Origin of the sequence: Methylomonas sp. MED-D (assembly GCF_050276835.1) — a bacterium.
Classification (GTDB): domain Bacteria; phylum Pseudomonadota; class Gammaproteobacteria; order Methylococcales; family Methylomonadaceae; genus Methylomonas; species Methylomonas koyamae_A.
The window spans coordinates 2,234,625-2,259,100 of the sequence record NZ_CP189965.1 but is presented as its reverse complement, the minus strand read 5'-3'; the positions used below and the strand labels follow the sequence as shown (position 1 = coordinate 2,259,100).

Annotated in this window: 20 protein-coding genes; 15 read left to right on the top strand and 5 right to left on the bottom strand. The window is 55.8% G+C overall.

Features of this window, described 5'->3' with window-relative positions:
- The first annotated feature begins 28 nt into the window (after window positions 1-28).
- A complete protein-coding gene (locus ACQE3E_RS10000; RefSeq protein ID WP_071159449.1) occupies window positions 29-1,687 on the top strand; it encodes a putative transporter in 1,659 nt (552 codons plus the stop codon).
- A complete protein-coding gene (locus ACQE3E_RS09995; protein ID WP_313728167.1) occupies window positions 1,684-2,310 on the top strand; it encodes an alpha-ketoglutarate-dependent dioxygenase AlkB family protein in 627 nt (208 codons plus the stop codon). The genes ACQE3E_RS10000 and ACQE3E_RS09995 overlap by 4 nt, the downstream gene beginning before the upstream one ends.
- Here the strand turns inward: ACQE3E_RS09995 and ACQE3E_RS09990 are convergent.
- The 3 genes from ACQE3E_RS09990 to ACQE3E_RS09980 all read right to left on the bottom strand — a co-directional run bounded on the left by ACQE3E_RS09990 (window position 2,246) and on the right by ACQE3E_RS09980 (window position 5,262).
- Window positions 2,246-3,991, bottom strand: a complete 1,746-nt coding sequence (locus ACQE3E_RS09990) for an LTA synthase family protein (protein ID WP_313728168.1) — start codon at window positions 3,989-3,991, stop codon at window positions 2,246-2,248. The genes ACQE3E_RS09995 and ACQE3E_RS09990 overlap by 65 nt on opposite strands.
- A gap of 382 nt (window positions 3,992-4,373) precedes the next feature.
- Window positions 4,374-4,775 (bottom strand): hypothetical protein, encoded by a 402-nt coding sequence (locus ACQE3E_RS09985; RefSeq protein WP_064025956.1) that lies wholly within the window; start codon window positions 4,773-4,775, stop codon window positions 4,374-4,376.
- A gap of 28 nt (window positions 4,776-4,803) precedes the next feature.
- Window positions 4,804-5,262 (bottom strand): DUF302 domain-containing protein, encoded by a 459-nt coding sequence (locus ACQE3E_RS09980; protein WP_313728170.1) that lies wholly within the window; start codon window positions 5,260-5,262, stop codon window positions 4,804-4,806.
- Between the two features lie 17 nt (window positions 5,263-5,279).
- On the opposite strand from ACQE3E_RS09980, the gene mobA reads away from it, so the two are divergent.
- From mobA to ACQE3E_RS09950, 6 genes are all read left to right on the top strand, one after another.
- Window positions 5,280-5,867 (top strand): molybdenum cofactor guanylyltransferase MobA, encoded by a 588-nt coding sequence (gene mobA / locus ACQE3E_RS09975; protein ID WP_313728171.1) that lies wholly within the window; start codon window positions 5,280-5,282, stop codon window positions 5,865-5,867.
- Between the two features lie 75 nt (window positions 5,868-5,942).
- Window positions 5,943-7,226 (top strand): DUF2130 domain-containing protein, encoded by a 1,284-nt coding sequence (locus ACQE3E_RS09970; protein ID WP_313728172.1) that lies wholly within the window; start codon window positions 5,943-5,945, stop codon window positions 7,224-7,226.
- Window positions 7,227-7,414: 188 nt separating this feature from the next.
- Window positions 7,415-9,769, top strand: a complete 2,355-nt coding sequence (locus ACQE3E_RS09965) for an AAA family ATPase (RefSeq protein ID WP_313728173.1) — start codon at window positions 7,415-7,417, stop codon at window positions 9,767-9,769.
- 52 nt (window positions 9,770-9,821) lie between these two features.
- Window positions 9,822-10,424 (top strand): REP-associated tyrosine transposase, encoded by a 603-nt coding sequence (locus ACQE3E_RS09960; protein ID WP_313728174.1) that lies wholly within the window; start codon window positions 9,822-9,824, stop codon window positions 10,422-10,424.
- 884 nt (window positions 10,425-11,308) lie between these two features.
- Window positions 11,309-11,566 carry a hypothetical protein gene (locus ACQE3E_RS09955; protein ID WP_313728175.1) on the top strand — a complete coding sequence of 86 codons (258 nt, stop codon included), beginning with the start codon at window positions 11,309-11,311 and terminating at the stop codon, window positions 11,564-11,566.
- Between the two features lie 352 nt (window positions 11,567-11,918).
- The gene (locus ACQE3E_RS09950; RefSeq protein ID WP_071159474.1) at window positions 11,919-12,788 is read left to right on the top strand and encodes an AraC family transcriptional regulator; all 870 of its coding nucleotides are present in this window, start codon (window positions 11,919-11,921) and stop codon (window positions 12,786-12,788) included.
- A gap of 144 nt (window positions 12,789-12,932) precedes the next feature.
- Here ACQE3E_RS09950 and ACQE3E_RS09945 read toward each other — a convergent pair whose 3' ends face one another.
- Window positions 12,933-13,952, bottom strand: a complete 1,020-nt coding sequence (locus ACQE3E_RS09945) for an SPFH domain-containing protein (RefSeq protein ID WP_313728177.1) — start codon at window positions 13,950-13,952, stop codon at window positions 12,933-12,935.
- Between the two features lie 59 nt (window positions 13,953-14,011).
- Between ACQE3E_RS09945 and ACQE3E_RS09940 the strand changes: the two genes are divergently transcribed.
- The 5 genes from ACQE3E_RS09940 to ACQE3E_RS09920 all read left to right on the top strand — a co-directional run bounded on the left by ACQE3E_RS09940 (window position 14,012) and on the right by ACQE3E_RS09920 (window position 22,559).
- Window positions 14,012-14,635, top strand: a complete 624-nt coding sequence (locus ACQE3E_RS09940; protein ID WP_064025983.1) for a TPM domain-containing protein — start codon at window positions 14,012-14,014, stop codon at window positions 14,633-14,635.
- A complete protein-coding gene (locus ACQE3E_RS09935) occupies window positions 14,632-16,134 on the top strand; it encodes a TIM44-like domain-containing protein (protein WP_427501574.1) in 1,503 nt (500 codons plus the stop codon). Before ACQE3E_RS09940 ends, ACQE3E_RS09935 begins: the two co-directional genes overlap by 4 nt.
- A gap of 423 nt (window positions 16,135-16,557) precedes the next feature.
- The gene (locus ACQE3E_RS09930; protein ID WP_313728179.1) at window positions 16,558-21,156 is read left to right on the top strand and encodes a beta strand repeat-containing protein; all 4,599 of its coding nucleotides are present in this window, start codon (window positions 16,558-16,560) and stop codon (window positions 21,154-21,156) included.
- Between the two features lie 263 nt (window positions 21,157-21,419).
- Window positions 21,420-21,641 carry a hypothetical protein gene (locus ACQE3E_RS09925; RefSeq protein ID WP_427501573.1) on the top strand — a complete coding sequence of 74 codons (222 nt, stop codon included), beginning with the start codon at window positions 21,420-21,422 and terminating at the stop codon, window positions 21,639-21,641.
- Window positions 21,642-22,559, top strand: coding sequence for a TIGR03118 family protein (locus ACQE3E_RS09920; RefSeq protein WP_427501648.1), 918 nt, complete (start codon window positions 21,642-21,644; stop codon window positions 22,557-22,559).
- Window positions 22,560-22,660: 101 nt separating this feature from the next.
- On the opposite strand, the gene ACQE3E_RS09915 is transcribed toward ACQE3E_RS09920, so the two are convergent.
- Window positions 22,661-23,332, bottom strand: a complete 672-nt coding sequence (locus tag ACQE3E_RS09915) for a TVP38/TMEM64 family protein (RefSeq protein ID WP_427501572.1) — start codon at window positions 23,330-23,332, stop codon at window positions 22,661-22,663.
- Between the two features lie 460 nt (window positions 23,333-23,792).
- Here ACQE3E_RS09915 and queF point away from each other — a divergent pair, with 460 nt between their 5' ends.
- Both queF and ACQE3E_RS09905 read left to right on the top strand, forming a co-directional pair.
- Window positions 23,793-24,182: a preQ(1) synthase gene (queF, locus tag ACQE3E_RS09910; protein WP_064025988.1), complete on the top strand. Its 390-nt coding sequence runs from the start codon at window positions 23,793-23,795 to the stop codon at window positions 24,180-24,182.
- Between the two features lie 13 nt (window positions 24,183-24,195).
- Window positions 24,196-24,474 (top strand): EscU/YscU/HrcU family type III secretion system export apparatus switch protein, encoded by a 279-nt coding sequence (locus ACQE3E_RS09905; protein ID WP_064026042.1) that lies wholly within the window; start codon window positions 24,196-24,198, stop codon window positions 24,472-24,474.
- Window positions 24,475-24,476 lie beyond the last annotated feature (2 nt).

Below are 24,476 nucleotides of genomic sequence, written 5' to 3'. Positions count from 1 at the left end.
GCCGAATCCAGATTGGAGCAGAGCGCCGATGAACTGGCTGCTGACTCTGATCGAACAAGATTCGGTGCCGCATACGCTGCTGATCATCGCGCTGGTCGTCGCCAGCGGGTTGATACTCGGCCGGCTGTCGTTGGCGGGCATTCAGCTCGGCATCGCCGGCGTACTGTTCTCCGGCTTACTATTCGGCCATTACCGATTAACGATCAATCCGGAAGTGATGCACTTTTTGCGCGATTTCGGCTTGGTTTTGTTCGTGTATGCGATCGGCCTGCAAGTCGGTCCCGGCTTTGCCAACTCGTTCATGCGTTACGGCTTGCGGCTGAACGGTCTGGCCGCCGCCATCGTCGGCTTGGGCGCACTGTTGGTGGTGGCGATCGCGCACTTCGGCGAGATTCCGATGCCGGTCGCGGTCGGCCTGTTTTCCGGCGCCACCACCAATACGCCTTCGCTGGCGGCGGCTCAGCAAGTGCTCGGCGGCACGCCGGGCATCAACCCGGAAACCTTGAAAATGCCCGGTCTGGGTTACGCGGTGGCCTACCCGTTCGGCATCATCGGCATCATCCTGACCATGCTGATCTATCGAAAACTCTGCCAGGTGGACATCGACGCCGAAACCCAACAATACGCCGAAAGCCAACAAAAAAACGATGTACCGATCTGGAAGGACTTGCGCGTCGAAAACCTGAATTTGCACGGCAAGACGCTGGAAGAGATTCCGTTTATTCACGAGCATAACGTGGTGACCACCCGGATTCTGCACGAAGGCCAAGTGCAGTTGGCCAAGCGCCAAAGCCAACTGGCGGTCGGCGACATCCTACGCCTGGTCGGTCCGCGCGAGCCGTTGGAACAGCTCAAAATGCTAATCGGACCGGAATCCGACGTCGACCTAAAGCAAATCCCCAGCCATCTGGACAGCAAGCGCATGGTCGTGACCGACCGCTCGGCGATCGGCGTTACCATCGGCGAGCTTTGCCTGCTCTACGGCGTGACGATCTCCAGGGTACATCGCCCAGACGTGGAATTCTCGCCGGCCAGCAACGTGCAGGTGCAATACGGCGACGAGTTGCACGTGGTTGGCAGTAAACAGGCGCTGACGAACATCGCGGCGGCCTTGGGCAATTCGCTGGAGACGCTGGACCACCCGCAAATCATCCCGATCTTTATCGGCCTGACTCTGGGTATTTTGCTGGGCAGCATTCCGTTGTACGTGCCCGGCGTGCCGTCGGCGATCAAACTCGGCATGGCCGGCGGGCCGCTGTTGGTCGCCATCGTGTTGAGCCGCATCGGCAATTGGGGCACGGTCACCTGGCACTTGCCGAAAAGCTCGAACATCATTTTGAAGGACATCGGCATCGTGCTGTTCCTGGCCTGCGTCGGCCTGAACTCCGGCGACCAATTCGTCGCCACGCTGGTGCACGGCGACGGCGTTTACTGGATGGCCTGCGCGGCGGCGATTACCTTGTTGCCGCTGTTAATCGTCGCCGGCATCGCGAGGCTGGTGTATCGGATGAACTTTCTGTCGCTATGCGGTTTGTTGGCCGGCAGCATGACCGATCCGCCGGCGCTGGCCTTCGCCAACAGCTTCAGCCCGTCGCCGGCGGTCTCGGTAGCCTATGCCAGCGTGTATCCGCTAGTCATGATCCTGCGCATCGTCGCCGCGCAAATGTTGGTCCTGCTGGTCCATTGAAACAGGCGATCGCCGACAATCTGGCGCCGTTCGACGGCGAACTGTATTGGCTACGCGGTTTTTATCCGCCGGCGGTGGCCGACGATCATTTCGCGCGCTTGTTAACCGAACTGGCCTGGCAATCCGAACAAATCCACCTGTTCGGCCGCTGGGTGACCGTGCCGCGCTTGATGGCCTGGTACGGCGACGCCGACGCCCATTACCGCTATTCCGGCGTCGATCACCCTCCTCTGCCGTGGACCGCCCACTTGCAAGCCCTGCGCGGCGAGCTGGAGACGGCTTGCGACCATCCCTTCAATAGCGTGTTGGCCAATCTGTACCGCGACGGCCGCGACTCGATGGGCCTCCACGCCGACGACGAACCCGAATTGGGCCGCAATCCGCTGATCGCTTCGCTGAGTTTCGGCGACAGCCGGCTACTACGTTTTAGGCACAAGCGCGGCCGCGAAACCCTGGACATCGATTTGGCGCACGGCGACTTGCTGATCATGGCCGGCAGCCTGCAACACCACTGGCGTCACGAATTGCCGAAAACCCGTCTAGCCAAGCAAGCGCGCATCAATTTGACCTTTCGGCGGATTGCCGCGCCGCCCAGTCCGCTCGGGCAATCCGCGCCGAATTGACCTTGTCCAGCCACTCGCGCGCCAAATTCGGATCGGCCGGCGCCTTGCCGGCCAAGCGGGTCGCACCGCCGTCCAGCTTGATCAGATAATCGGCGTCCTCGCTAAACAAACTGACCATATCGCGATTGTCGCCGCGCCGATGCAAAATGAAACGCGGCGGTGCGCCGGCCAGCAAATCGCCGATCCAATCGCCGTGGCATTGCCGGCCTTCGATCAGGCCTCGCAGGCTGTGATACACGTCGATTTGCTGAAACGGCCGAGCTTCCACACCGGGCGGGATGCCGCGGCCGGCCAGTACCAACGGCACTCTGGCCGAGGCCTTGAACGGCCCGAAGCGCTCGCCCTCGGCTTTTTTCAGCGGCGTCATCGAATGATGATCGCCGACAATGACCAACACCCCGTTGTCGAAAAATCCCGAGGCCCGCAATTGCCGGTAAAACCGGCCCAATTGTTGGTCGGTATAACGAATCGCCGCCGACTCGGATTTTTCCTTGGTCTCGGGATTGATGTAGGGATGGTGACTGCTGACGGTCTTGGCGAACAGTAAATACGGTCCGCGTTGCATCGCGACGCGATCCATAAGCCGCCGGTACAAGGCTTCGTCCGGCGCGGCCTGAAAGTGAAAACGCTCCCAGCGGTCGTATTCCGGATGATCGTGACCTTCGACACCATCGAAACCGGCGCGCCGCGCCCAATCGCCGGTATTGCCGAACTCCAGATCGGCGGTGGTCAGGAACTCGCTACGGTAACCGAGCGGTTTCAACACACGCGGCAAGGCCTCCGGCAAATCGTAAAAACTATGGAATGACGTGCCGCCGTCGTCGCTGTAGCTGGACGGCGGATACAGCGGCAAAATCCCGGTCAATAACGCAATTTCGCCGTCCTCGGTAATAAAGCCGTTGGCGTAAAACTGGGTGTAGGCCCGTTGTTCGGCGGCAATCGCGTCCAAATTCGGCGTCCAGTCCTCGATACCGGAAAAGAATCGACTCTGGTAGGCCGACAGCGACTCGACCATCAGGACAATGACGTTGGGCCCGGCCGGCGCCGCCGTTTGACAACTCAAGGTTTCGCGATACCGCAGCGCATGACGGAAAGCCGGACTGTAAGGCGAGGCTTCGGACAGGATCGTCAGGTTGTAGTCGATGACGTTTTTGTAAATCCAGGCGTGGGCGTAGCGCTCGTTTTCCGCGAAGGCGGTAGCCAGCGGCAGACTGCAAATCAGTGCCAGCGGCCACTTCCGGCGGGTCGCGACGGCCGGAAACCGCGCCAGAACCCAGTAAGCCGGCAATATCGCCAGCGCCGCGCCCAGCAAGGCCAGCCCGGCATCGCTCAACCCGTAAATTTGCCGAATGTATTTCAGCGAATAATCGGTGTATTTAATAGCATCGCCGAGCGCTAGATGGGTATTGAAATTAACGATGATCGCGTAATCGATCCAATACACCGCCCATATCGCCAAGGCCGTCAGGCGTAACAGCGCTACCGCCGGACGCGGCAAGCGCGGCGACAGCGACACATATCCCAATAACAAGATCGCGAAAAACAGTACCGCGTCGTTGGCGATTACCTGCCCCAGACCCAGCCAGCGGGTGCCGGTGTAGTCGTAAATAAAGCGATCGACGTACAGCCCTTTCAATGCCAGCGGCGCGGCCAACAGCAGCCAACCCAGTAATTTAAGCATTTTGGCCTTCAACGGCGTTTGAGACGGAGAAATCGACACCATCCACGACGAAAAGCGATCCGCAATAGCGCGCCGTCAGCGGTGACCGGCGATCCAGCACCGCATCATCGGAACAAGACGGAACTATTAACCCGGCCCTATTGATCACAGGTATTTCGTTTGGGCTAAGCTCGTCGAAGCCTAGGCTGGTGGGTGCTTCGACAGGCCCAGGGCGAACGGTATTCAAAAGCCAGGATAATAGGTGATTGAGGCAGATAGTCCAGGTTTCCGGCATTCAGTTCGGAGACGCCGGCAAACCGGCCGATACGCAATTGGCCGCCGAGCGGAACGCGGAACCGCCGCTGAACGCAAGCCCGCCCACGTATCGGTTGGCGACAACAGCTTATTTCACGAAGCAGGCTTTTTCGGCCTCGGCGTCGGCTTCCTTCAATTTGGCGCGCAAGTCCTTACTCTGTTTGGCATCGCGGAAGGCCGCGCCGGATTCGCCGGGAGCTTTCTGCATTTGCGTGTAGGTGCGCGCCGCCTCGTATTCGGCAAAAGTCAGTTTCTCGGCGATCTTATCCACCTTGCAGCCGCAGGCGTATTGGGTGATGTAACTGCCGCTACCGCCGCGCTTGGCCATGCATTCCAACACGTACTCCACCCGGTCGCGGGTCGGAAAGTCGTTAATCCTGGCCGGCGCCGCTTCGGTGGCCGAGGCTTCGGCTTGGGTATTTTCCTGCTGGGCGGCGCAACCGGTCAAAAGCGCGATCGCGGCAATGGTCGAAAACAAGGTTTTTTTCATGGTGTATTTCGGATGGGGTTGATTGAAATCAGGGTTGGGCGGCGAAATCGACGATTTGCCGCAATTGCGGATTCATTTCCTTGGCAAACGCGTTCAAGGCCGAATTATCGGTGTCCTCGGGCAGCAAATGGGTTTTGACTCGGGTCTTGCCGTCGAACTGGTAGGTCACCACATTGCAAGGCATGAAGCCGATCGCGTGCGGCGTAATCTCCAACACCACCTTCGCCAGCGTCAGATTGCAAAATTGGACCGTGTCGTATTCTGGAAAACCCTGGGCGCCGCGATCGCGAATCACCTTGCCGACCCGGCTGTGGCCGGTGATCCGAAAGTTGTGCTCGGCGATCGCCACTTCCAGTTCCGCCAGCACCTCGTCGTAAGGCTTGACGGTTTCGACCTGGTAATACGGCACCAACTCGGTATTCGGCGGCAGCGCCGCGCAGCTTGCAAACAGCGGCAGGCTTGCGACAATGACGGCTCTCTTCAACATCGGCAAAGTTTATCATCATGAACGGGCAAAACACAGTCGCCGGCTTGGTCCTGGCGGGCGGCCGCGCCAGACGCATGGACGGCCGCGACAAAGGCTTGCTGCCCTTCCGAGGCTTGCCGCTGGCCGCTTACGGTTTGGCCGCGTTGCAACCCTTGGTGGGCGCTACCTGGATCAGCGCCAACCGCAATCGCGACGCCTACCGTCAACTCGGCTATCCGGTAATTGCCGACGCCAACACCGACTTCGACGGCCCGCTGGCCGGTATTCTGGCCGGCATGCGAGCCTGCGATAGCGAGATTCTGCTGATCTTACCCTGCGATACGCCGTTGATCGAAACCGCCGATTTACAGCGACTGCTAACCGCGTTAAGCGACGAGCCAGCGATTGCCGCCGCCCACGACGGCAATCGCTGGCATCCGACCGTCGCCGCGTTACGCACCCACCTTGCCGCCGATCTGCAAGCCTATCTGGACCGCGGCGAGCGCAAATTGCAACTGTGGTTTGCCGAGCACAACCCAGTCCTAGTAGATTTCTCGGATCGGCCCGGCATCTTCGCCAACGTGAATACCGCACTGGACCTGGCCGAGCTGGACCGACACACCTAAGTAGTGTTCCCGTTAGACGAAACCGGTCCGTGCCGGTATCATGCCGCTCCCAAATCCGCCGACTTTCCAACCCACATGACCGAAGCCACCATCACCTGCCCCAATTGCAACACTCAAGTACCGTTGACCGAATCGCTAGCCGCGCCGCTGCTCGCCGCCACCCGCAAACAGTTCGAGCAGCAGTTACAGCAAAAAGACCAAGCCATCGCCCTGCGCGAACAAGGTATTAAAGACCAGGAAAAACAACTGGCAGAAGCCAAGCGCGGCCTGGACGATCAAGTCGCGCAGCAAGTCGCCAAACAATTGCAAGCCGAGCGTCAGCGGGTCATCGAGGAAGAAACCCGCAAAGCCAAACAGTCTGCCGCCGCCGAACTGGAGCACAAAAGCCGAGAGCTGGCCGAACTGAACGAAGTATTGAAAGTCCGCGACGCCAAGCTCGCCGAAGCTCAACAAGCCCAGGCCGAGCTGATCAAAAAACAACGGGAACTGGACGACGCCAAGCGCGAGCTGGAACTGACCATCGAAAAACGCGTACAAACCAATCTGGCCGAAGTGCGCAACCAAGCCAAACGCGAAGCCGAGGAAGGCCTGAAACTGCGGGTGATGGAAAAAGACCAGACCATCGCTTCCATGCAGCAAAAAATCGAGGAATTGAAACAAAAAGCCGAACAAGGCTCGCAGCAACTGCAAGGCGAAGTGCAGGAACTGGAGTTGGAAAACCTGTTGCGCGCCAAGTTTCCGTTCGACAACATCGAACCGGTCGCCAAAGGCGAATTCGGCGGCGACCTGCTGCAACGCGTGGTCGGCGGCTCCGGGCAAGCCGCAGGCAGCATTCTCTGGGAAGCCAAACGCACCAAAAACTGGAGCGACGGCTGGCTGGTGAAACTGCGCGCAGACCAGCGCAGCGCCAAGGCCGACATCGCCGTGCTGGTCAGCCACGCCCTGCCCAAAGGCGTGGACAGCTTCGACGTCATCGATGGTATCTGGGTCACCGCCCCGCGCGCCGCCTTGCCGGTCGCCACGATACTGCGCCACACGCTGCTGGAAGTGGGCATGGCCCGCCTCGCCGCCGAAGGCCAACACGGCAAAACCGAGATGGTCTACCAATACCTGACCGGCCCGCGCTTCCGTCACCGCGTCGAAGCCATCGTCGAAGCCTTCTCCACCATGCAGGAAGACCTGGACAAGGAACGCAAAGCCATCACCAAACAATGGGCCAAACGCGAAGCGCAAATCGAGCGGGTGATGAATGCCACGGTGGGTATGTACGGCGATTTGCAAGGCATCGCCGGCAAGTCTTTGCAGGAGATCGAGGGCTTGGAAATGCGGGCGCTTGGAATGGATGATGAGTTGGATTGAGCTATCGACCAGCCGGTCGGTCTGGTTCCCAAGCTCCAGCTTGGGAACCCCGGCCTTGGAAGCTCTAGTTTCCAGTCTAGTTGTGGATAGGAAGCTAGAGCTTCCGAGGTTGCATTCCCAAGCTGGAGCTTGGGAACTAGCTCAGCTCTGAATATTAGCGAATATTCAGAAACATAGGATTAATTGCCATGTTAAAAAGAATAAAGAAAATTCAAAATATCGGTCGCTTTAAGTCGTGCCAACCAGGGAATGCCCAATTTGAAAAGATTACATTGATATTCGGTAGAAACACTTATGGTAAATCAACCTTGGGTGATTTGTTATCAAGCTTGGAAAGCGGAAACACCGATGCCGTCAAACAAAGAAAAACCATACCTGGCGACGGACAATCGCAACAAGCTGAAATTTCATTTTCTGTTGACGAATTACAAGGCGAGCAAACAATTAAATATTTAAATGGGACTTGGCTATCTGTTCCACCTGCTGGATTTAAAATAAAAATTTTCGACGATGGTTTTTATCACAACAACCTTTTTGCAGGACGACAGTTTTCCAGGGAAACTAAAGGCAACTTCAGTTTATTCGTACTTGGCGAACAAGGTGTCGCCAAAAGACTGGAAATTGAAAGCAAAAACAAGCAAAAAGGTGATGCGACACGAAAACGTAATGACTTACAGAAAGCAGCATTTAAAGATGTTGATAATTTATCGAATTTCATTGCATTGTCACCAACAGAATCATGCGAAGAGCTTAATCAAAAAATTGACTTATTGCGCAATGAGTATGGAAAACTAAGTAAGCAACAAAAAAGTGCCGCAGCAATTCAACAACGAAAAGAATGTGGAACCCTTGAATGGAATAACAACTTTTCCGCAGCATTAACCAAGCTAAATGATACCCTACAATCATCACTGCAATCTTGCCATCAAGAAGCCCAACAAAAACTCATTGAACACATTAAGACCAATTTCAATGGAAACCAGAATGCCGAAAATTGGATACGCCAAGGTTTAGATCAAAATAATTCAGAAACCTGCCAATTTTGCGGACAAACGCTTAGCTCAGAAGCATTGGCCTTATTGGAGATTTATCGGCAAAGCTTCGATACCGCTTACGACGAACATGATAAGCAAATACAACAAGAATTGGAAAGCAGCCAAGCTACGTTTATCAAAGACCGAATCAGTCCGTTGAGAATTGCCATTGAAAGCAATAAAGCGGCAGTAATGAGCTATCCTGAACTATTAGAAGATAATCAAGAAATTAAGGTTTTTGAAGCTCAAATAAATTCCTTGACTTTTCAGCTAGAAAATTTATTTTCTCAGTGGGAGCAACTGATAATTGATTCAAACAATGAACTAGATTTTGCATTAAAGAAAAAACTGGCTTCACCGCATAGGACTGTTGATACTTTACAATTTAATACTCTATTGCAAGTCAACACTAAAATCGAAGAAATAATTGATTCATACAACGGCGTAATTGCAAAGATAAATTCTATTTTTTACGCCTTTAAGGCATCAGTGCTAGATGATACTATTGCAAATCGGCTTTCCGCGATAGGTCGCGAAGGAAAGATAGAAGCACAAAAGCTCAAACGCCTTGAGTTGTCGGAACAATGTGAAAACTATAAGGATTTTGATAGCACCATTAAGAGATTAAAAGAAGAAATACCTAAACTTGAAGAGGAGTTAGAAGCAGAACAAAGTCAATTTCTTGATAAGTTTTTTGGTCGCCTCAATGCTTTTTTTAATCTTTTCGGTAGCCATGATTTTCAGCTTGAAAAAGGTTTGGATACTAAAGGGTATAAGCCAATTTACTATTTAAAAGTTAAATTTAATGGACATGATATTTCCGAGAAAAACTTAGAGCGTGTTTTTAGTGAGTCGGACAGAAGATCTCTAGCTTTATCGGTATTCTGGGCTGGAGTGGACGGTCTAAGCGATGAGGAAAAGAGAAATTGTATTGTGGTTTTAGATGATCCAGTCACATCATTTGACAATCATAGAATATCAATGGTGTATCAGGAAATTATCAAGCTATCCGACAATATTAGGCAAATCATATTGCTTAGCCATTTTGAACAAGGGGTCACCTACTTTTTAAATACTTATAGGTATAACAAACCGGTCAAGCTTCTTTCTATTGAACGTAAAGTAAATTCTTCAGATATTCACGTTGAAGAAATTGAAAACTTCATAAAGACGAACCATGAAAAGGTAGCACAAAACATTTTTCATTTTGTTCAAGGAACTACTAATACCCATAACGCTGGAGACTTAAGAATTTTTCTGGAAATCGAAATTAATCTTCGTTTTGCCAAACAACTTCTAGGTATCAACGAACAAAATCTTTCTGACAGAATAGACAAACTGAAGGAGATTGGAGCTATTTCCGAGATTACAACTTCTGAAGCACATCAATGGAGAGAAACTTTAAATCCTGCACACCATATTTGGACTGGTAACGACATAGAAGACCAAAGGCAAACCGCCACCCAGTTTATGAGCTTTATTTATTACCGATTAACACCACTTTGCTAGTGTTGCTAGTTCCCAAACCCCTGCTTCCGTTCCACCCAACTCACCATAGCCCATGCCCCGCAGCCGCTACCGAGTCCTGCAAAACCCCAGCCCGCACTTCCTGACCGCGACGATCAATCAGTGGCTGCCGCTGTTTACTCGCCCGGCGACGGTGAATATCGTGCTGGATTCCTGGCGGTTCTTGCAGCGGGACAGCGGGTTTCAGCTGTACGGTTACGTGATCCTGGAAAATCACTTGCACCTGATCGCCGCTTCTCCGGATTTGAGCCGGGATATGCAGCGGTTTAAGACTTACACCGCCAAGCAAATCATCGGTCATTTGCAACAAAACGGTTCGGCGCGGGTGCTGGAATTCTTGGCGCTGTTGAAGCGGCCGCATAAGATCGAGAACGAATATCGGGTTTGGGAGGAAGGTAGTCATCCGCGGCGGATCGAATCCGAGGCGGCGAGGCGGCGGAAGCCGGTTTACATCCACCTTGATCCGGCCAAACGCGGCTATGTGGGTTTGCCGGAGCATTGGCGTTATTCCGGTTCGCGGCATTATGCGGGCGCGGAGGGATTGATCGAAGCGGTCAAAGACTGGCGAGAATTTGGGAAGCTGGCGCTTCCGGACCTGGTTCGAAAGGCAGCCTACATCGGTTTAGCGAAAACGTGATCCGGCGCCATCGCCCCGGATTTGTTCAAGGCCGTCATGCGCGCCGGGAATCGGGCATCCAGTACCATGGATGGTATGGCTTAAATCCGTCCATGGCGTCCGGATTCGCTCCGAGCTCTAACGGGTCCGCCCTTCCCTGCCGGAATGACGATGCTTATTGAGTCATCTGACAAAGTTGAATGAAACCCACACCGGATTCCGGCGAAAGCCTCAGCACCGCGTATGGCTGGGTTCGGCCTAGCAAAAAAGACTCGACGCCGCATATCGCCGGGTCGCGGCCGAGCAAAAAAGACTCGACGTCGAGTATCGCCGGTGCTCGGGCGGGATTTGCCGATGGCATTCGCGTCCGCGCGGCGCGCTCCGGCGGACGCCCGTTCAAGCCGAGCGTTTCAGCGGCATTCAGCACAGGATTGGCGGCGCTTGGATTGGCGACATCCTCTAAGGACGCGCCGGTAGAAAAGGATCGAGCGGTTAACTCGGCCCCTTGTATCGCCGGCATTCCGTTCGGACTGGGCCCAGGCTGGCGCGCCCTTCGACAGGCAAACGGCATTGAAGGGCCGAGTTCGTCGGCTGGCTGGTCGGGCCGATGGTTTAATACCCTCGTGGTTCAGATCTTTAACCGTCTTTGCCCTGGAAATCCAAACTCGACGCTTGGTCCAAGGCTGGAACCCGCATCGTTTAGCGAAGCGCCGCGCCGGTCTGGCCACGGTCCGCTCGCGCTTTTATGCCGCCACGATTTGCATTGCGGTAGGTCGTGTGATAGAAATTTTTTCGCAATCGGAAAAAATCCGACTGCGCTCGGTGTCCGTCCGTCGAGAAAATTCGATTGGAACGAACGCCGATTCTCAACTCAATAATTACTATAAAACCGAGGAGTCCGAGTTATGAAGAACGCTCTAATCACCACTATCGCATCGCTGTTTCTTGCCTGGCTACCGTCGTTGTCGCACGCGGGCGACGCCGATACCTGCAAGGGTTGCCACAACGGTTCGGTAGCGCCCAGCTTCGAAACCTTGAAAGGCAAGTTCAAAACGGCCGACGAGTTGGTCGCCGGGGCGAAAGCCTCGAAAAACGACATGATGAAACCAATGCAGGCCGACACCGCCAAGTTGAAAGCGGCGGCCGCTGAAATCGTGAAATAAGCGCCCAGTCGGCCGGGTAACCGGCCACGGACTGTTAAGAGGAGCCCCGAGCGCCACCCGGCGTTCGGGGCTTTTTTATTTAGGCAGCGGTTCGCAGGCGGGCGGCCGAATACCCCCTACCCTCCCTTGACCCATCGGGTTCCGACCGGAACCGGCCCTATTGGCCAGGCAGAGCGAGTCATCGGCACAATCAGGGATTCCCGATGATTGAATTAGGAAGCTGGAACTTCTCAGGTTTGGGCTCCCAAGCCGGAGCTTGAGAGCCAGCGTAAATCCACTCAACTCCGCACGTTCGGTCAGGCGGCGGGATTCGGCGCTTGTTACAGTAAGCCTCGAATCAGGAGGTATTACCGTGACAGACACAGTAGCGAACGCGGCCTATGCGGCGCGCTTCGATCGGGTTTTCGAGTACATCGACCGGCACTTGTTCGAGCCGCTGTCGGTTGACGAATTGAGCCGGCAGGCACATTTTTCCCGCTTCCACTTTCAACGGCAGTTTTCCGCTTATACCGGGCTGAGCACGACCCGCTACGTGCAGCTATTGCGCTTGCGCAAAGCCTCGTATCAACTGGTGTTTCAGGAACGGCGGCCGATTACCGATATTGCGTTGGAAACCGGATTCGGTAACGCGGAATCGTTCTCTCGCGCCTTCAAAAAATGCTTCGGACAAACGCCGACTCAATTCAGAACCCAACCCGCATGGCAGCCGTGGAACCAGCGCATGCGCTTACCCCAACGTATCAGGAGTCACTTTATGCAAGTCAACATCGTCGAATTTTCCGAAACTCTGATTGCCGTGCTGGAGCACCGCGCCGCGCCCAGCCTAGTGATGGACACGGTTCGAACCTTCATCGATTGGCGCAAGCAGAGCGGCCTGTCGCCGATTGCCACGAGCCGGACCTTCGGTATCGCCTATGACGACCCGGCCGTCACACCGCCGGACGAGTTTCGCTTCGATGTCTGCGGCGAGGTCGAGCAAGCCGTGCCGGCAAACCCGCAAGGCGTCGTCAACAAACGGATTCCGGAAGGACGTTGCGCCGTGGTGCGCCATATCGGCTCGACCGACCGCATCAGCGATAGCGTGTACTACCTGTTCCGCGACTGGCTGCCCGGCAGCGGCGAGGAATTGCGGGACTTTCCGCTGTTTTTTCACTATATCAAGCGCGTGCCGGAAACGCCGGAACACGAACAGATCACGGATATCTACCTGCCATTGGCCTAAACGCCAGCACTCGAGCGGCCGTGTTAGCGCGATTCGCGGCCTCTTGCGTCCAATGCGTCCAGCATCGCGCTCGGTTCCGGCCAAACTGCCCGCCCCGCAATCATCCGGTCGAGCTTAAACGACCGGCGACAGCGCCGCGCGCCGTTACATCCCGTCCAAAATGCTTTTCTTCTTTTCCGCGTACTCCTCGGCGGTGATTAACTCGGCTTCGAACATTTTTTTCAGTTGCGCGAGTTTTTCCATCGGATCGGCGGCGACCGGCGCGGGCGTGCCTCCGCCGGCCGCGGGATTGTTCATCGCTTGCGCGATGTTCTGACCGAAACTGATGCCGGCGCCCAAGCCCATGCCCATCCCGGCACCGCCGCCTTCGTTGCGGGCGGCTTCGCGCATCGCCTCCAATTGCTGAATGCGGGCGTAGTCCAGACCGACTTCCTTGGCGGCCTGGGCTTCGGCGGTCATGTCGGCGATGCGGTTGATGCGTTTCAGGGTGTCTTCGTCGAAGTCGGTACCTTCGATTCTGAAGTCGGTGATCGCGAAGCCCAGTTCCGCAAACATCGGCAGCAACTTTTGCAGCACGCCGGCGGCGATTTCTTCGCGATTGGTATCGATATCCAGATAACCGAAGCGGCTGGTGGCCAGAAAATCGGCCAGCGGCTGGCCGAGCCGCGCGACGATCACGGTACGCAATTGCTCGGTGGTGAAGGTCTTTTGCTCGCCGACCACGTTGACGAAAAACCCGGCGGGGTCGGCGAGACGGTAACTATAATTGCCGTAGGCGCGCAGACCGACCGGAAATTTATAGGTTGGGTCCAGATATTTGATCATCGAAGTGGTACCCCACTTCTGATCTAAAATCACGGTCTTGCGGTAGAAATAAATGCCGACCTTGTACTGGCTTTCGAAAAACTGCATGAAGCTGGCAATCGTGGTCCAAAACGGGATGTTGTCGGTCTGCAGGTTGTAGGAGCCTTCGGTGTCGAACACCGCCTGCACTTTGCCGCGATAGACGAAGATGCAACCCTGGCCGGGGCCGACGATCAAGGTCGAAGCGTTTTTGATTTCGTCACCGTTGTCGGTCCATTGTTCGAACAAGGCGTTCGGCGCCGGCTGTTGCCATTCGATAACCGAGCGCAGTTGGCGTTGCAAACCGTCGAAAAGTCCCATGATTGTCCCCTGAGAATAAAACTTGGAAACCAACTATAGAGCACGGCGGTGAAAAAGCGATGAAACGATATTTGGCGGCAGACTATCAGGCCCGGTTATGGGAGGCGATCAAGCATATCGAACGCGGTTCGCAAGCCGAAGTCGTGGTGGTGTTCCGGGCGCGCTCGGCCGAATACGGCTCGGTGCCGTTGGTCTGGGGATTGGCTGCGGCCTGGCTGTGTTTTACGCTGCTGATGTACGCGCCGGTCGAGTTCGAAAACTGGCTAATCTACTACGCCCCGCTGCTGACTTTCGCTTTTGCTTACGCCGTCGCCACGTTGCCGATCATCAAGCGCTTTAGCGTACGCCGGGCGCGTCTGGACAAGGCGGTGGAAATCCTGGCTCGGGCGATCTTTCAAAAAGCCGGCATTCAGCATACGAGCGGCAAGACCGGCTTGCTAGTGTATTGCTCGCTGTTGGAGCGGCGAGTGTTTCTGTTGGCGGATCGGGGACTGGAGCAGGCGATTCCGCAACCGGTTTGGCGGACGCTGCAAGCCGAGTTCGACGCGGTCTTCGCCGCCGGCCGGCCGGAACAGGCCTTGCTGCCGGCCTTGGCGAACACCGCCGACGCCTGCGCCCGCTACCTGCCGGTGCGCACCGGCGACCTCAACGAATTGCCGGACCGGCTGGACGTCGATTTATGAAAAAGTGGCTTGCGATCGTAACGTTGGTCGGTTTGACCGTTTCCCAAGCGCTGCCGGCCCGGCCGGGCGGCGGGCATTCCAGCAGTTCGCACAGCTCATCGAGTTCGCACAGTTTTAGCGGCGGCTCCCATTCGAGTTCCAGTTGGAGCACCCACGGCGGCGGATCGTCGGCCGCTCATCCGATGTCGACGCTGGAAGCCTTGGTCCTGTTTTTAATCATCGCCGCGATCGTCATTTACATCATCCACCAACAATCGCAAACCCGCGCCATCCCCGCCACCCCGCCGCCGGAAGTCCGCGTCCGCCGACAAAACGGCATTGCCGAGCAAGTCGCCGCGCTGAAGCGGCTGGACCGCCACTTTTCGGCGATCGTGTTTCTGGAATTCGTGCATTCCCTGTATTGCAAATTTTACGAATACTCAACCAAGCCGGAATTCGAGTACTTGTCGCCATTCTTAAGCGCCGAGCTACAAGGCCATTTCAGCAAAGCCCAACCCTGGACCGTCAGCGAAATCGTCGTCAACGGCATGCGCTGGCTCGCCGTCGACACGACCGGCGCCGACAGCGACAGTATCGACATCGAGATCGACGCCAACTACAGCTTGGACCTGCAAGACGCGCATTCGCGCTACGCCGTCGTCGAGCGTTGGCGGCTATACCGCCGCAAGGGCTTACTGTCGGCGGAACCTGAAAAAATGCAGACCCTGAGCTGCCCGCAATGCGGCGGCCCCGCGCATTTTACCGATACCGGCGTGTGCGGCTATTGCGGCGCGACCGTGCAAAAAGGCGGCGAGCAATGGTGTCTGGGCAAGCGCATCGTGGTCGGTACCCACGCGGTACCGGTGGACGAAGGCTTGGCGGCCTACGCCGAAGAGCAAGGCACGCAAGCCGTCACGATCAAACAAAGCGATCTGATCGAACAAATCAATGCTTGGCAGCAACGATACGGCCTCGCCGATTGGACGCCGTTCTGGGCGCCGTTCGAGAAAGACGTCGTTCGTCAATATTTCTTGACCATTTACGGCTGCTGGAGCCGGCGCGAATGGCAAGCGGCCCGGCATTTGCTGTCGGACCGGCTCTACGAAACCAACGCCTTTTGGCAAAAAATGTACGTCGCGCGCGGCTGGTTCAACCGGTTGGACAATCTGCGGATCGAGCAAGTCGTTTTGGCGAAAATCGATAGCGACCTGTTTTACGAAGCCGTCACCGTACGCATCTTCGCCGCCTGCAACGATTACACCGAAGACGGCAACGGCAAACTGGTCGGAGGCTCCAAATCCAAGTTGCGGCGCTATTCCGAATACTGGACCTTCGTCCGCCGTACCGCCGCCGAACGCCGCGACCAGCCCTACGCGCTAAGCCAATGCCCCAGTTGCGGCGCCCCGGCCGACAACATGGGCCAAAGCGGCGAATGCGGTTATTGCGGCAGCAAGATCAGCACCGGCCAGTTTTCCTGGGTGCTGTTTTTGATCGAGCAGGACGAGGTGTATGCGGGTTGAGGCAGGGAAGCTCCGAATTTATGTGCCTAGTTGCGATTGACATGGGAATGCTCTTACATTCCGTTGGTTAAGTTTTGATGTAACAGAGCCTCCCATCCATAATCAGTTGTTTTTTCGAATACTCCCATATCCTAGTAACCGACAAAACCACCTGAATCTGACCTTAACAAGATTGTGCTAGAGCGAGAAGCTTCTCAGTATTTATCGCAATGGCGCCACAAAATTTCCATAGACAAAGGCGAATTGCGTGATATACCATGCAAAATAAAAGGATTTAACGTCATTCGTCGCCACTTTCGTCAAATTGTTTGTGCTGATCGTTTCGCTACAAATACGTCCTAGGGCCAGCCAGTGGCAACTTAACTGGCACGTGAGAGTCGAGACTTGTCGCTAGCCCACATTCCTTAACAAATAGAGGAAATTATGCAACTGGATTCACAACGTTTTAATCTCAATTCGATTTGTGCAGTTTTCCTGACGGCCAGTTTGACGATCCACACGCAAGCGGCACGGGCGTCGATAATCTCAGTCAACGCTGCTCCCGGTATCAACGGCAACACCGGAGTTTCTGGAAACCCTGGAAGCGACGGGGCGGCGGCTAGCGGAGGCCAAAACGCGATTGCCGACGCGGGTTTTACAGTCGGCAATTCAGACATCGAAAATTCCGCCATTGCTTACGGCGGTAATGGGGGCAACGGCGGTAGTGGCGGAAACGGAAATTCTAGCGGTGCCGACGCGGGTCGCGGCGGCATTGGCGGTAATGGGGGCAATGCCAGCTCTCAAACGGGAAGCAGCGCATTCGTTACGAATACTGTCAGTGCTTCTGCAACGGCGATTGCCGGCAACGGCGGCGGCGGCGGCTCGGGTGGTTCCACTTCAGGTGGTGGCGTTAGTGGTATGCCCGGTGCTAGCGGGGCCGGTGGAAATGCCGTGATACAAGCGAACGCTATCAACACCGGTAGCGGGAATGCCTATGTCTACGGAAAAGCGGTCGGTGGCCAGGGTGGAAACGGATATTACGGCTCGGCAAACGCGGGTAACGGCGGATCGGCCTCGCTGGGCGGAACACCCTCGGAAGCACTGTTGGCTAGTTCGACTATCGGCAATGTTTCCGCCACAGGCATTGCTAGCGGCGGCAACGGTGGCTCGTCTCACGGTTACGCAGGCAGTGGTGCAAGCGTTACGCTGATCAACAAAGTTGATGGTGCCACCAGCGGCAAAATTAATCTTTTCCAAACCGCCAGCGGTGGCAAGGGTGGCGACAGTGACGGCGGTGGTGCCGGAGTGGGCGGCCTAGCTGAAAGCTTTCTGTCTAAAAGCAGCGCCTCCCAATCGTTGAAAGTGACTAGCAATGCTCTCGGCGGTAACGGCGGCGCGTTAAGTGCCGCTACCGGCAAAGCCGCAGACGGCGCCTTAGCGTTTAGCAGCAGTTTGGCGGTCAACAGTGCTGGCCGCGCGATCAGTAACGGTAACGCACGTGGAGGAATGGGTGGCTTTGGGTATAGAGGAGCGGCTGGTGGAAATGGCGGAGCTGCCACGAACGAGAGTAAGGCGGAAACCCGCGGCGCCGATCAACCGATTGAAGTCAAGGGCAATGCGCAAGGTGGTAATGGCGGCGACTCTAAATCGAGTGCTGCCGGCAATGGCGGCACGGCAACCAGTGAAAGTATCGGCCGTTCCGACGACGGCAACGACGTTTACACCTACGACCAAGCGCGCGGTGGAGACGGCGGTCTGCTATATAAAGGCTCTGGAGTCGCCGGAAACGGGGGTAATGCCGACTCCCGCGCGGAATCTAGCAACCAAGGCACGCTCAAAAAAGGCAGAAAACTCTATGCATCCACTACCGCGCACGGAGGCAACGGAGGATCGGCTTTTTTGGCTGGAAGCGGCGGAGACGGCGGCGGCGCGAGTGCGATCAGTGCTGCGCGGAACAATGATCCACTCGGAAATAGCTGCGTTACACTGATCTGTTCTGAAGCTACCATTATGACTACCTCATCAGCCACCGGTGGTGACGGCGGTCGCGCCAAAGGTATCGGTAAGCAAGGCGGCTCCGGCGGTACGGCGAGAGGATCGGCTAATGCTCAGTCAACCGGATTAGTCAACGTGGGCGCGCAGGCATACCTTTTCGGCGGATTTGGAGGTATCGGTGAAGAAGGCGCCGATGGCGGTAACGGAGCGAATATTACAGCCCAAAACGTCGTCGAAGGCGCAACTTTCGGCTTCTTATCATTGAGCCAACAAGTTACTGGTGGCGGCGGTGGACCAGCTTATGGCGGCGGCAACGCTGGTTTGGCCGGAAGCGCGATATCCGTCTTGAACAACGGCAATACCGGGGGCAACGGCATCGGCTCGAATAGCTCCGCTTACGGTGGTTTCGGCGGCTCAGCTAATAACGGTGGTCTAGCTACCAGCGGCGGTTCAGCAAAATCAACCGTCGAATTGATTCAGGCAGGAAGCGTCTTCGGTTCGGCAAACGCAACGGGGGGCGACGGAGGCTTTAATTATGGCGGTTTCGGCGCCGGTGGAGATGGTGGAATTGCTCTGATCAGCGGCTACGGTGAATCCACCGATGACGGGGGAGTGGACATCTCCGGATCGGCCACAGGGGGTAACGGGGGCAATGGGTACAATAGCACCATGTCCGAGCGCATCAACGATGGCGGCAACGGGGTATCGGTCAAGTTAAATAATGTCGTCGATGGCAAAACCGCCGGCACTTTAACACTAAACCAAATCGCCACCGGCGGCGGAGGCGGCGGAAGTGAGAGTGGAACCCCCGGTATTGCCGGTAGCGCTTCCAGCAGCCTGAGCAAATCGACATCTGCACGTTATTTGTCGCTCGGCTCCTACTCATACGGTGGTGCGGGCGGTGACCTCGCCAAGGCTGGCGGAACCGCAGGTGCGGGTGCGTCAGGCACTTCATACGTCAATGCCAAAAACAGTGGTTCAACGTCCGCCACCGGCTCCGCAAATGGTGGTCGTGGTGGTACAGGACGCAACGGCGCAAACGGCGGCAACGGCGGTAACGGTGTGAATACCGTCATCGCCGACGGCAGCAGTATTGATTCCGTAATCGGTTCCGCTCAGGGGGGGGCAGGTGGCGGAGTTAGCAAAGGCGTCGGCGGCAACGGCGGTTCGGCGTCGTCTACCGTTGTCGCAAACGCTAGTAACGACGTAAACTATTGGAGGGCTTCTGTTACTTCATCAGCTACCGGTGGAAACGGCGGCGGAGGCGCTGAAATAGGCGGGAGCGTGCAAGGTGGAAACGGGGGCTCGGCCAGCGCTTATACCAGCGAAAGTACTTTCGGCGACTCGCAGACGGTGGAAACTAGGTCCACCGCCACCGCTCACGGTGGAAACGGCGGATCTGGGCGGGGAATAGGCCATACCGGTGGGAATGGCGGCACGGCAACAGCGAAAACCTCCGTCAACTTCAAAGGAGGCTACGAGGAGGCCAACACCTATCAATACGGCGGTGCTGGTGGTAGCGGAGAGGAAGGCGCAAACGGCGGCTCAGGCGCCGATTCAATCGGCATTAACCTCGTTAGCGGACCGACTTCGGCTGGCTCGGGTCTTCTCACTCAGTTCGCTTACGGCGGTGACGGCGGAGACGCAAACGGCGGCGGCAACGCCGGCTCGGCAGGCAACGCCGAATCCGTTTTGACAAACATCATCCTCGGAGGCGGCCCACTTGACCTCAGTAGTTCTGCTTACGGTGGTCAGGGCGGAAACGCATACGGCGGTGGTAGCGCCAGCAACGGTGGTTCTGCTAAATCACTAGCGCAAACTGGCTCGGGCTACTACGTAATTGCTAACTCTCACGGAGGCGACGGCGGTCAAGTTGATACTGGCGAAGGTGTAGGCGGCAACGGCGGTAACGCCGATGCGCTAGCTAGTGTGACATACACCGAAACCAACACTGGTTATTCGGCGGACGCGGGCGCCAGTGCCGTCGGCGGCAACGGCGGCGGCGACTTAGGCCGCGGCAGTGCTGGTAACGGCGGCACCGCGGTTGCCACCGCCACCAACCACGCAACCGGTTACACAAGCGCTCATTCTTACGCGGCAGGCGGCCAGGGTGGAAACAGCTCTTTTGTTGGGCAACGCGGCAGCGGAGGCGACGCCATTGCTCGTGCCAGTGCCGACAGTGATCACGATTACGCCACCGCGTACGCCGACGCCTACGGCGGTACTGGCGGCGGTTCCAATCGACCCAGCGTTATCAAGGCTGACGCCTCGGCAGTTGGTGCCATCGGCGCAAGCGCCGACGCTTCGACGCATTTCCGCGATATGATGCTAGTCTCTTCCGCGCAAACGGCGAAGGGCGTAGAAGGAAATGCCGACGCCCAGTCAGCCATAGGCCAGACGCTGGCCACACAAGCCGACGCGGCTGGTAAGCAGGCGGTAGCGTTCGGCACAGTGTTGCCAGATAATGACGACGCCTTGGCATTGCAGGCAACCAGCCCCACCGTACTACATGACTTCGATGTAGGCGGTGCCAGCCAAATATGGCTACTAGGTACGCTAGGAGTGTCAAACGAATCCAACGATACTGGTTTTCACGACTATCATGCTAGTTTGCGCCTCAATCTGGACGCCTCCGCCTACGACATGCATCAAGACTCGCTACTAGGTCTGATAAACCCGGTATTTGGATCCAATAACCTTGCAGCCGGCGAATCGTTGAATTTCGATATCAATGTATCCGGAGCGAACGGAGGTTATTCGAACAGCTTTAGTTTCACCGATCTAACTGATTTCTCCGATCCGGACAGCGCTGCTAATTTTTTCTCGAACAAAACTCTGGATATGGGCAATTGGTATGGTTGGATCAGCGACAACAACCGAATATTGAGTATTTCGTTTAGCTTGAATCTGCACAGTCAAACCAACGGCAGTGGTCTGAACTTTAGTTTGATAGCGGGCTCTAGCCCCGCCCCCGTTCCGCTCCCCACATCCATCTGGCTATTCGTTTCGGCTCTGTTTGGTTTTGCTCGCATTCGTCGCAACCACTAAACGTTCCGATGTCACTTCGTCACCTTGACGACCGCAAGACGGCGGTGTAACACAGACCGCCGTCTTCATTTCGAGTGACGGACGCGCACCGGCATTTCAGCGCGACGCCTTACCAGCCGACTTGGATAACATAACCTCTACGCTGTCAAATCCGCCACTCCTGTTAGCTGACAAGACGACTCCCGATCGATCAGCACCTGTCAAACGAAACGCCCCCAGTCAACATATCCTCGTCACTATCTTTTCAATTGGAGAAAATCGCTATGAGTACGTTATCCAAGCTTTCTTATTTTTCTCGCAGAACACTTTGGACTTTACCGTTATCCGCCGCGCTGAGCTTCGGTTCGCTGTCAACGGCGGCGGCAACCTCATTCTCGCGCGTCGATTTAGTCACCGACGATCAGGCGGCTAATCCGGCGCAAATTACCGACACATCTTTGGTCAATGCCTGGGGAATCTCTTACGCGCCTACCGGCCCGTTTTAGATCTCCGACAACGGCACGGGACTCTCCACGCTATACATTGTGAATCCGAGCACCAACGCCACCACGAAACTGGATTTGAACCTGTCGATTCCAGGCGCCGGCAACGTGACCGGCCAAGTGTTCAACAATAACGCCGCTGCCTTCAACGGCAATCTGTTTATCTTCGTCAGCGAAGACGGCACCGTATCTGGCTGGCGAGGCGTGGGCAGCTCAGCTGAAACGCTGATCACCGGGTCCAGTCAAAATCTTTACAAAGGCGTGGCGGAAGCGGCCTTGTCCGGAAACAGCTACCTGTATGCCGCCAATTTTAAATCCGGTCGTATCGACGTTTTCAAAGGCACGCCGGCGGCGGACGACTTAAGCGGTCAATTTACCGACCCCAATTTGCCGAACGGTTACGCGCCCTTTAATATTCAAAACCTGAACGGAACGCTCTACGTCACTTACGCCTTGCAAGACGCAAACTCGCCCGACGAAGTGGCCGGCGCCGGCTTGGGCTTTGTCGATGCCTTCGATTTACAAGGCAATTTACTGCAACGCGTCGCCAGCCAAGGGACGTTGAATGCACCGTGGGGATTGGCAATCGCGCCGGCATCGTTCGGCGAATTCGCCGGCGATTTATTGGTAGGCAACTTCGGCGACGGCACCATCAGCGCGTTCAAGGCATCGGACCATAGCTTCGGCGGACAATTGACCGGTACCGACGGCAATCCGCTGACCATCGACGGTTTGTGGGCTTTGTCGATCGGAAATGGCACGGCGTCTGGCAGCCTCGACAAGCTTTATTTCACGGCCGGCCCAAACGATGAGACTCACGGACTTTTCGGTTCGATCGCAGCCGTGCCGGTTCCGGCAAGCGTTTGGCTGTTCGGCCCAGCGATCCTAGGTTTGATGGGCCTGGGTCGAGCTAAAAGTTGATTGAGTCATTCTCGTTAATTCACGGATGAGGCGCATCGGCGGAGAACGATGCGCTTTACCGACATCATCCGTCCCGAGCAACTCGACCGGACGGACCGGAGTCAACCACGACTCGGATGTTTCTTGTTTAACAGCACCGGCACCAGCGACAGTGCCGCGACCAATAAAATAGCCGCAAGTACCTGCGGCTCCAACAACTGGCTAAACGACGCGATGCGTTCCAATTTTTCGCCGCCGTTGGCGTAAATCAACGAAGTCGGCAACACGCCCAATATCGTACTCAGACAATATTGCCGAAACGATACTCTGGAAATCCCGGCGGTGATATTGATGATAAAATACGGCACCACCATGACCAGTCGTAAACTCAGGAAATAATAAAAGCCATTATGTTCCAACTCGGTATCGATATTTTTTATTCGATCGTAATAGCTTTTTTCAAACCACCCTTTTAACGCATAGCGGCTAATGGCGAACCCGACCAAACAGGCTAAAATAGTCGCCCCGACATTATAGATAGCTCCCAGATAAAACCCGAAACAATAGCCGCCCAACACTTTTATCGCCGCGGCGGCCGGTACCGGGGAGTTGACGAAAACGACACAAGCCAGAAAAAACAAAACCACCGAAAACGAGTAATGATCTTGAATAAACCGACTTAACCAAACTTTATTAGTTTTCACCGTTTCCAGCGTCAAATTGTCGGCATAATAGATTGAAACCGCCAAAAACAAAATAAATAACAATGCCCAAGTATATTTTTTTATTTTCACAAAACCGCCATTTCCGAATAAATTCTTAGCCGTATTACCCTGAAAACTCAGCCAGAGCAATTTTGGTCTGACAATCGAATTTTGGCCTGAAACTCTTGGCGCGAGACAAGATAGTTCCGGTATTGGAACGAACTCGATCGCGGCTAAAGCCGCTCCCACACCGATTTCTTTGATTCTTCCGCGAGGTGGAAATCGCATCGGGATCGTTAGCGGCTCCTCCAGAGCCCGAGCCGTTATCTAGTAACGCTTCCCACTTAGCCCCGCACGAAATCTCTGAATGAATACCACGCAAGGATGACGACAATAAGACAACGCCGTTCGACCAAGTGCGTTTGAACTGAAACCCAGCGAAGATCGCCACTGGCGACAATCAACCGTCATTGTGAACCGATAGCTGGTAAAATTGGCGGATCGCCGACATTCGGCGGCATTTCGAGCGATCAATTCCAATAAGTCCATCATGAGTACCCAACCCAGTTCCGACCTGACCACTTTCGAAAACCCCAGACCGGCGCGCGATTTCACGATCCGTATCGACATTCCGGAATTCACCTGTTTGTGCCCGATGACCGGCCAACCGGATTTCGCCAAATTGACGCTCGAATACGTGCCGGATCGGCTGTGCGTCGAATTGAAATCGCTGAAGCTATATATGTGGACCTTCCGCGAGCGCGGCGCCTTTCACGAAGCCGTCACCAATGAAATACTCGACCACATCGCCGCGGCGACCCAACCGAATTTCATGCGTTTGCGCGCCGACTTCAATGTACGCGGCGGGATCTATACGACGGTGGTCGTCGAACATCGCAACCCGGCTTGGCAAGCGCCGACGCCGGTCCAGTTGCCCTGATCCGATCCGTCCGATGAGCGGTAGAACCTTCTACAACGCCGACATTGCCGTCGCTCTGAAATACGACGGCAAGAACGCGCCCAAGGTCACCGCCAAGGGCGAAGGTTTTACCGCTCAACAAATTCTGGCGATTGCCGAAAAACACGACATTCCGCTACAAAATCAACCCGAACTGGCGCGCATTCTGGCCCAGGTGCCGCTAGGCGACGAAATTCCCGAACAACTCTACGTCGCCGTCGCCGAAGTCATCGCCTTCGCCTATCTGATCGCCGGCAAAACGCCCGACCTGTAATC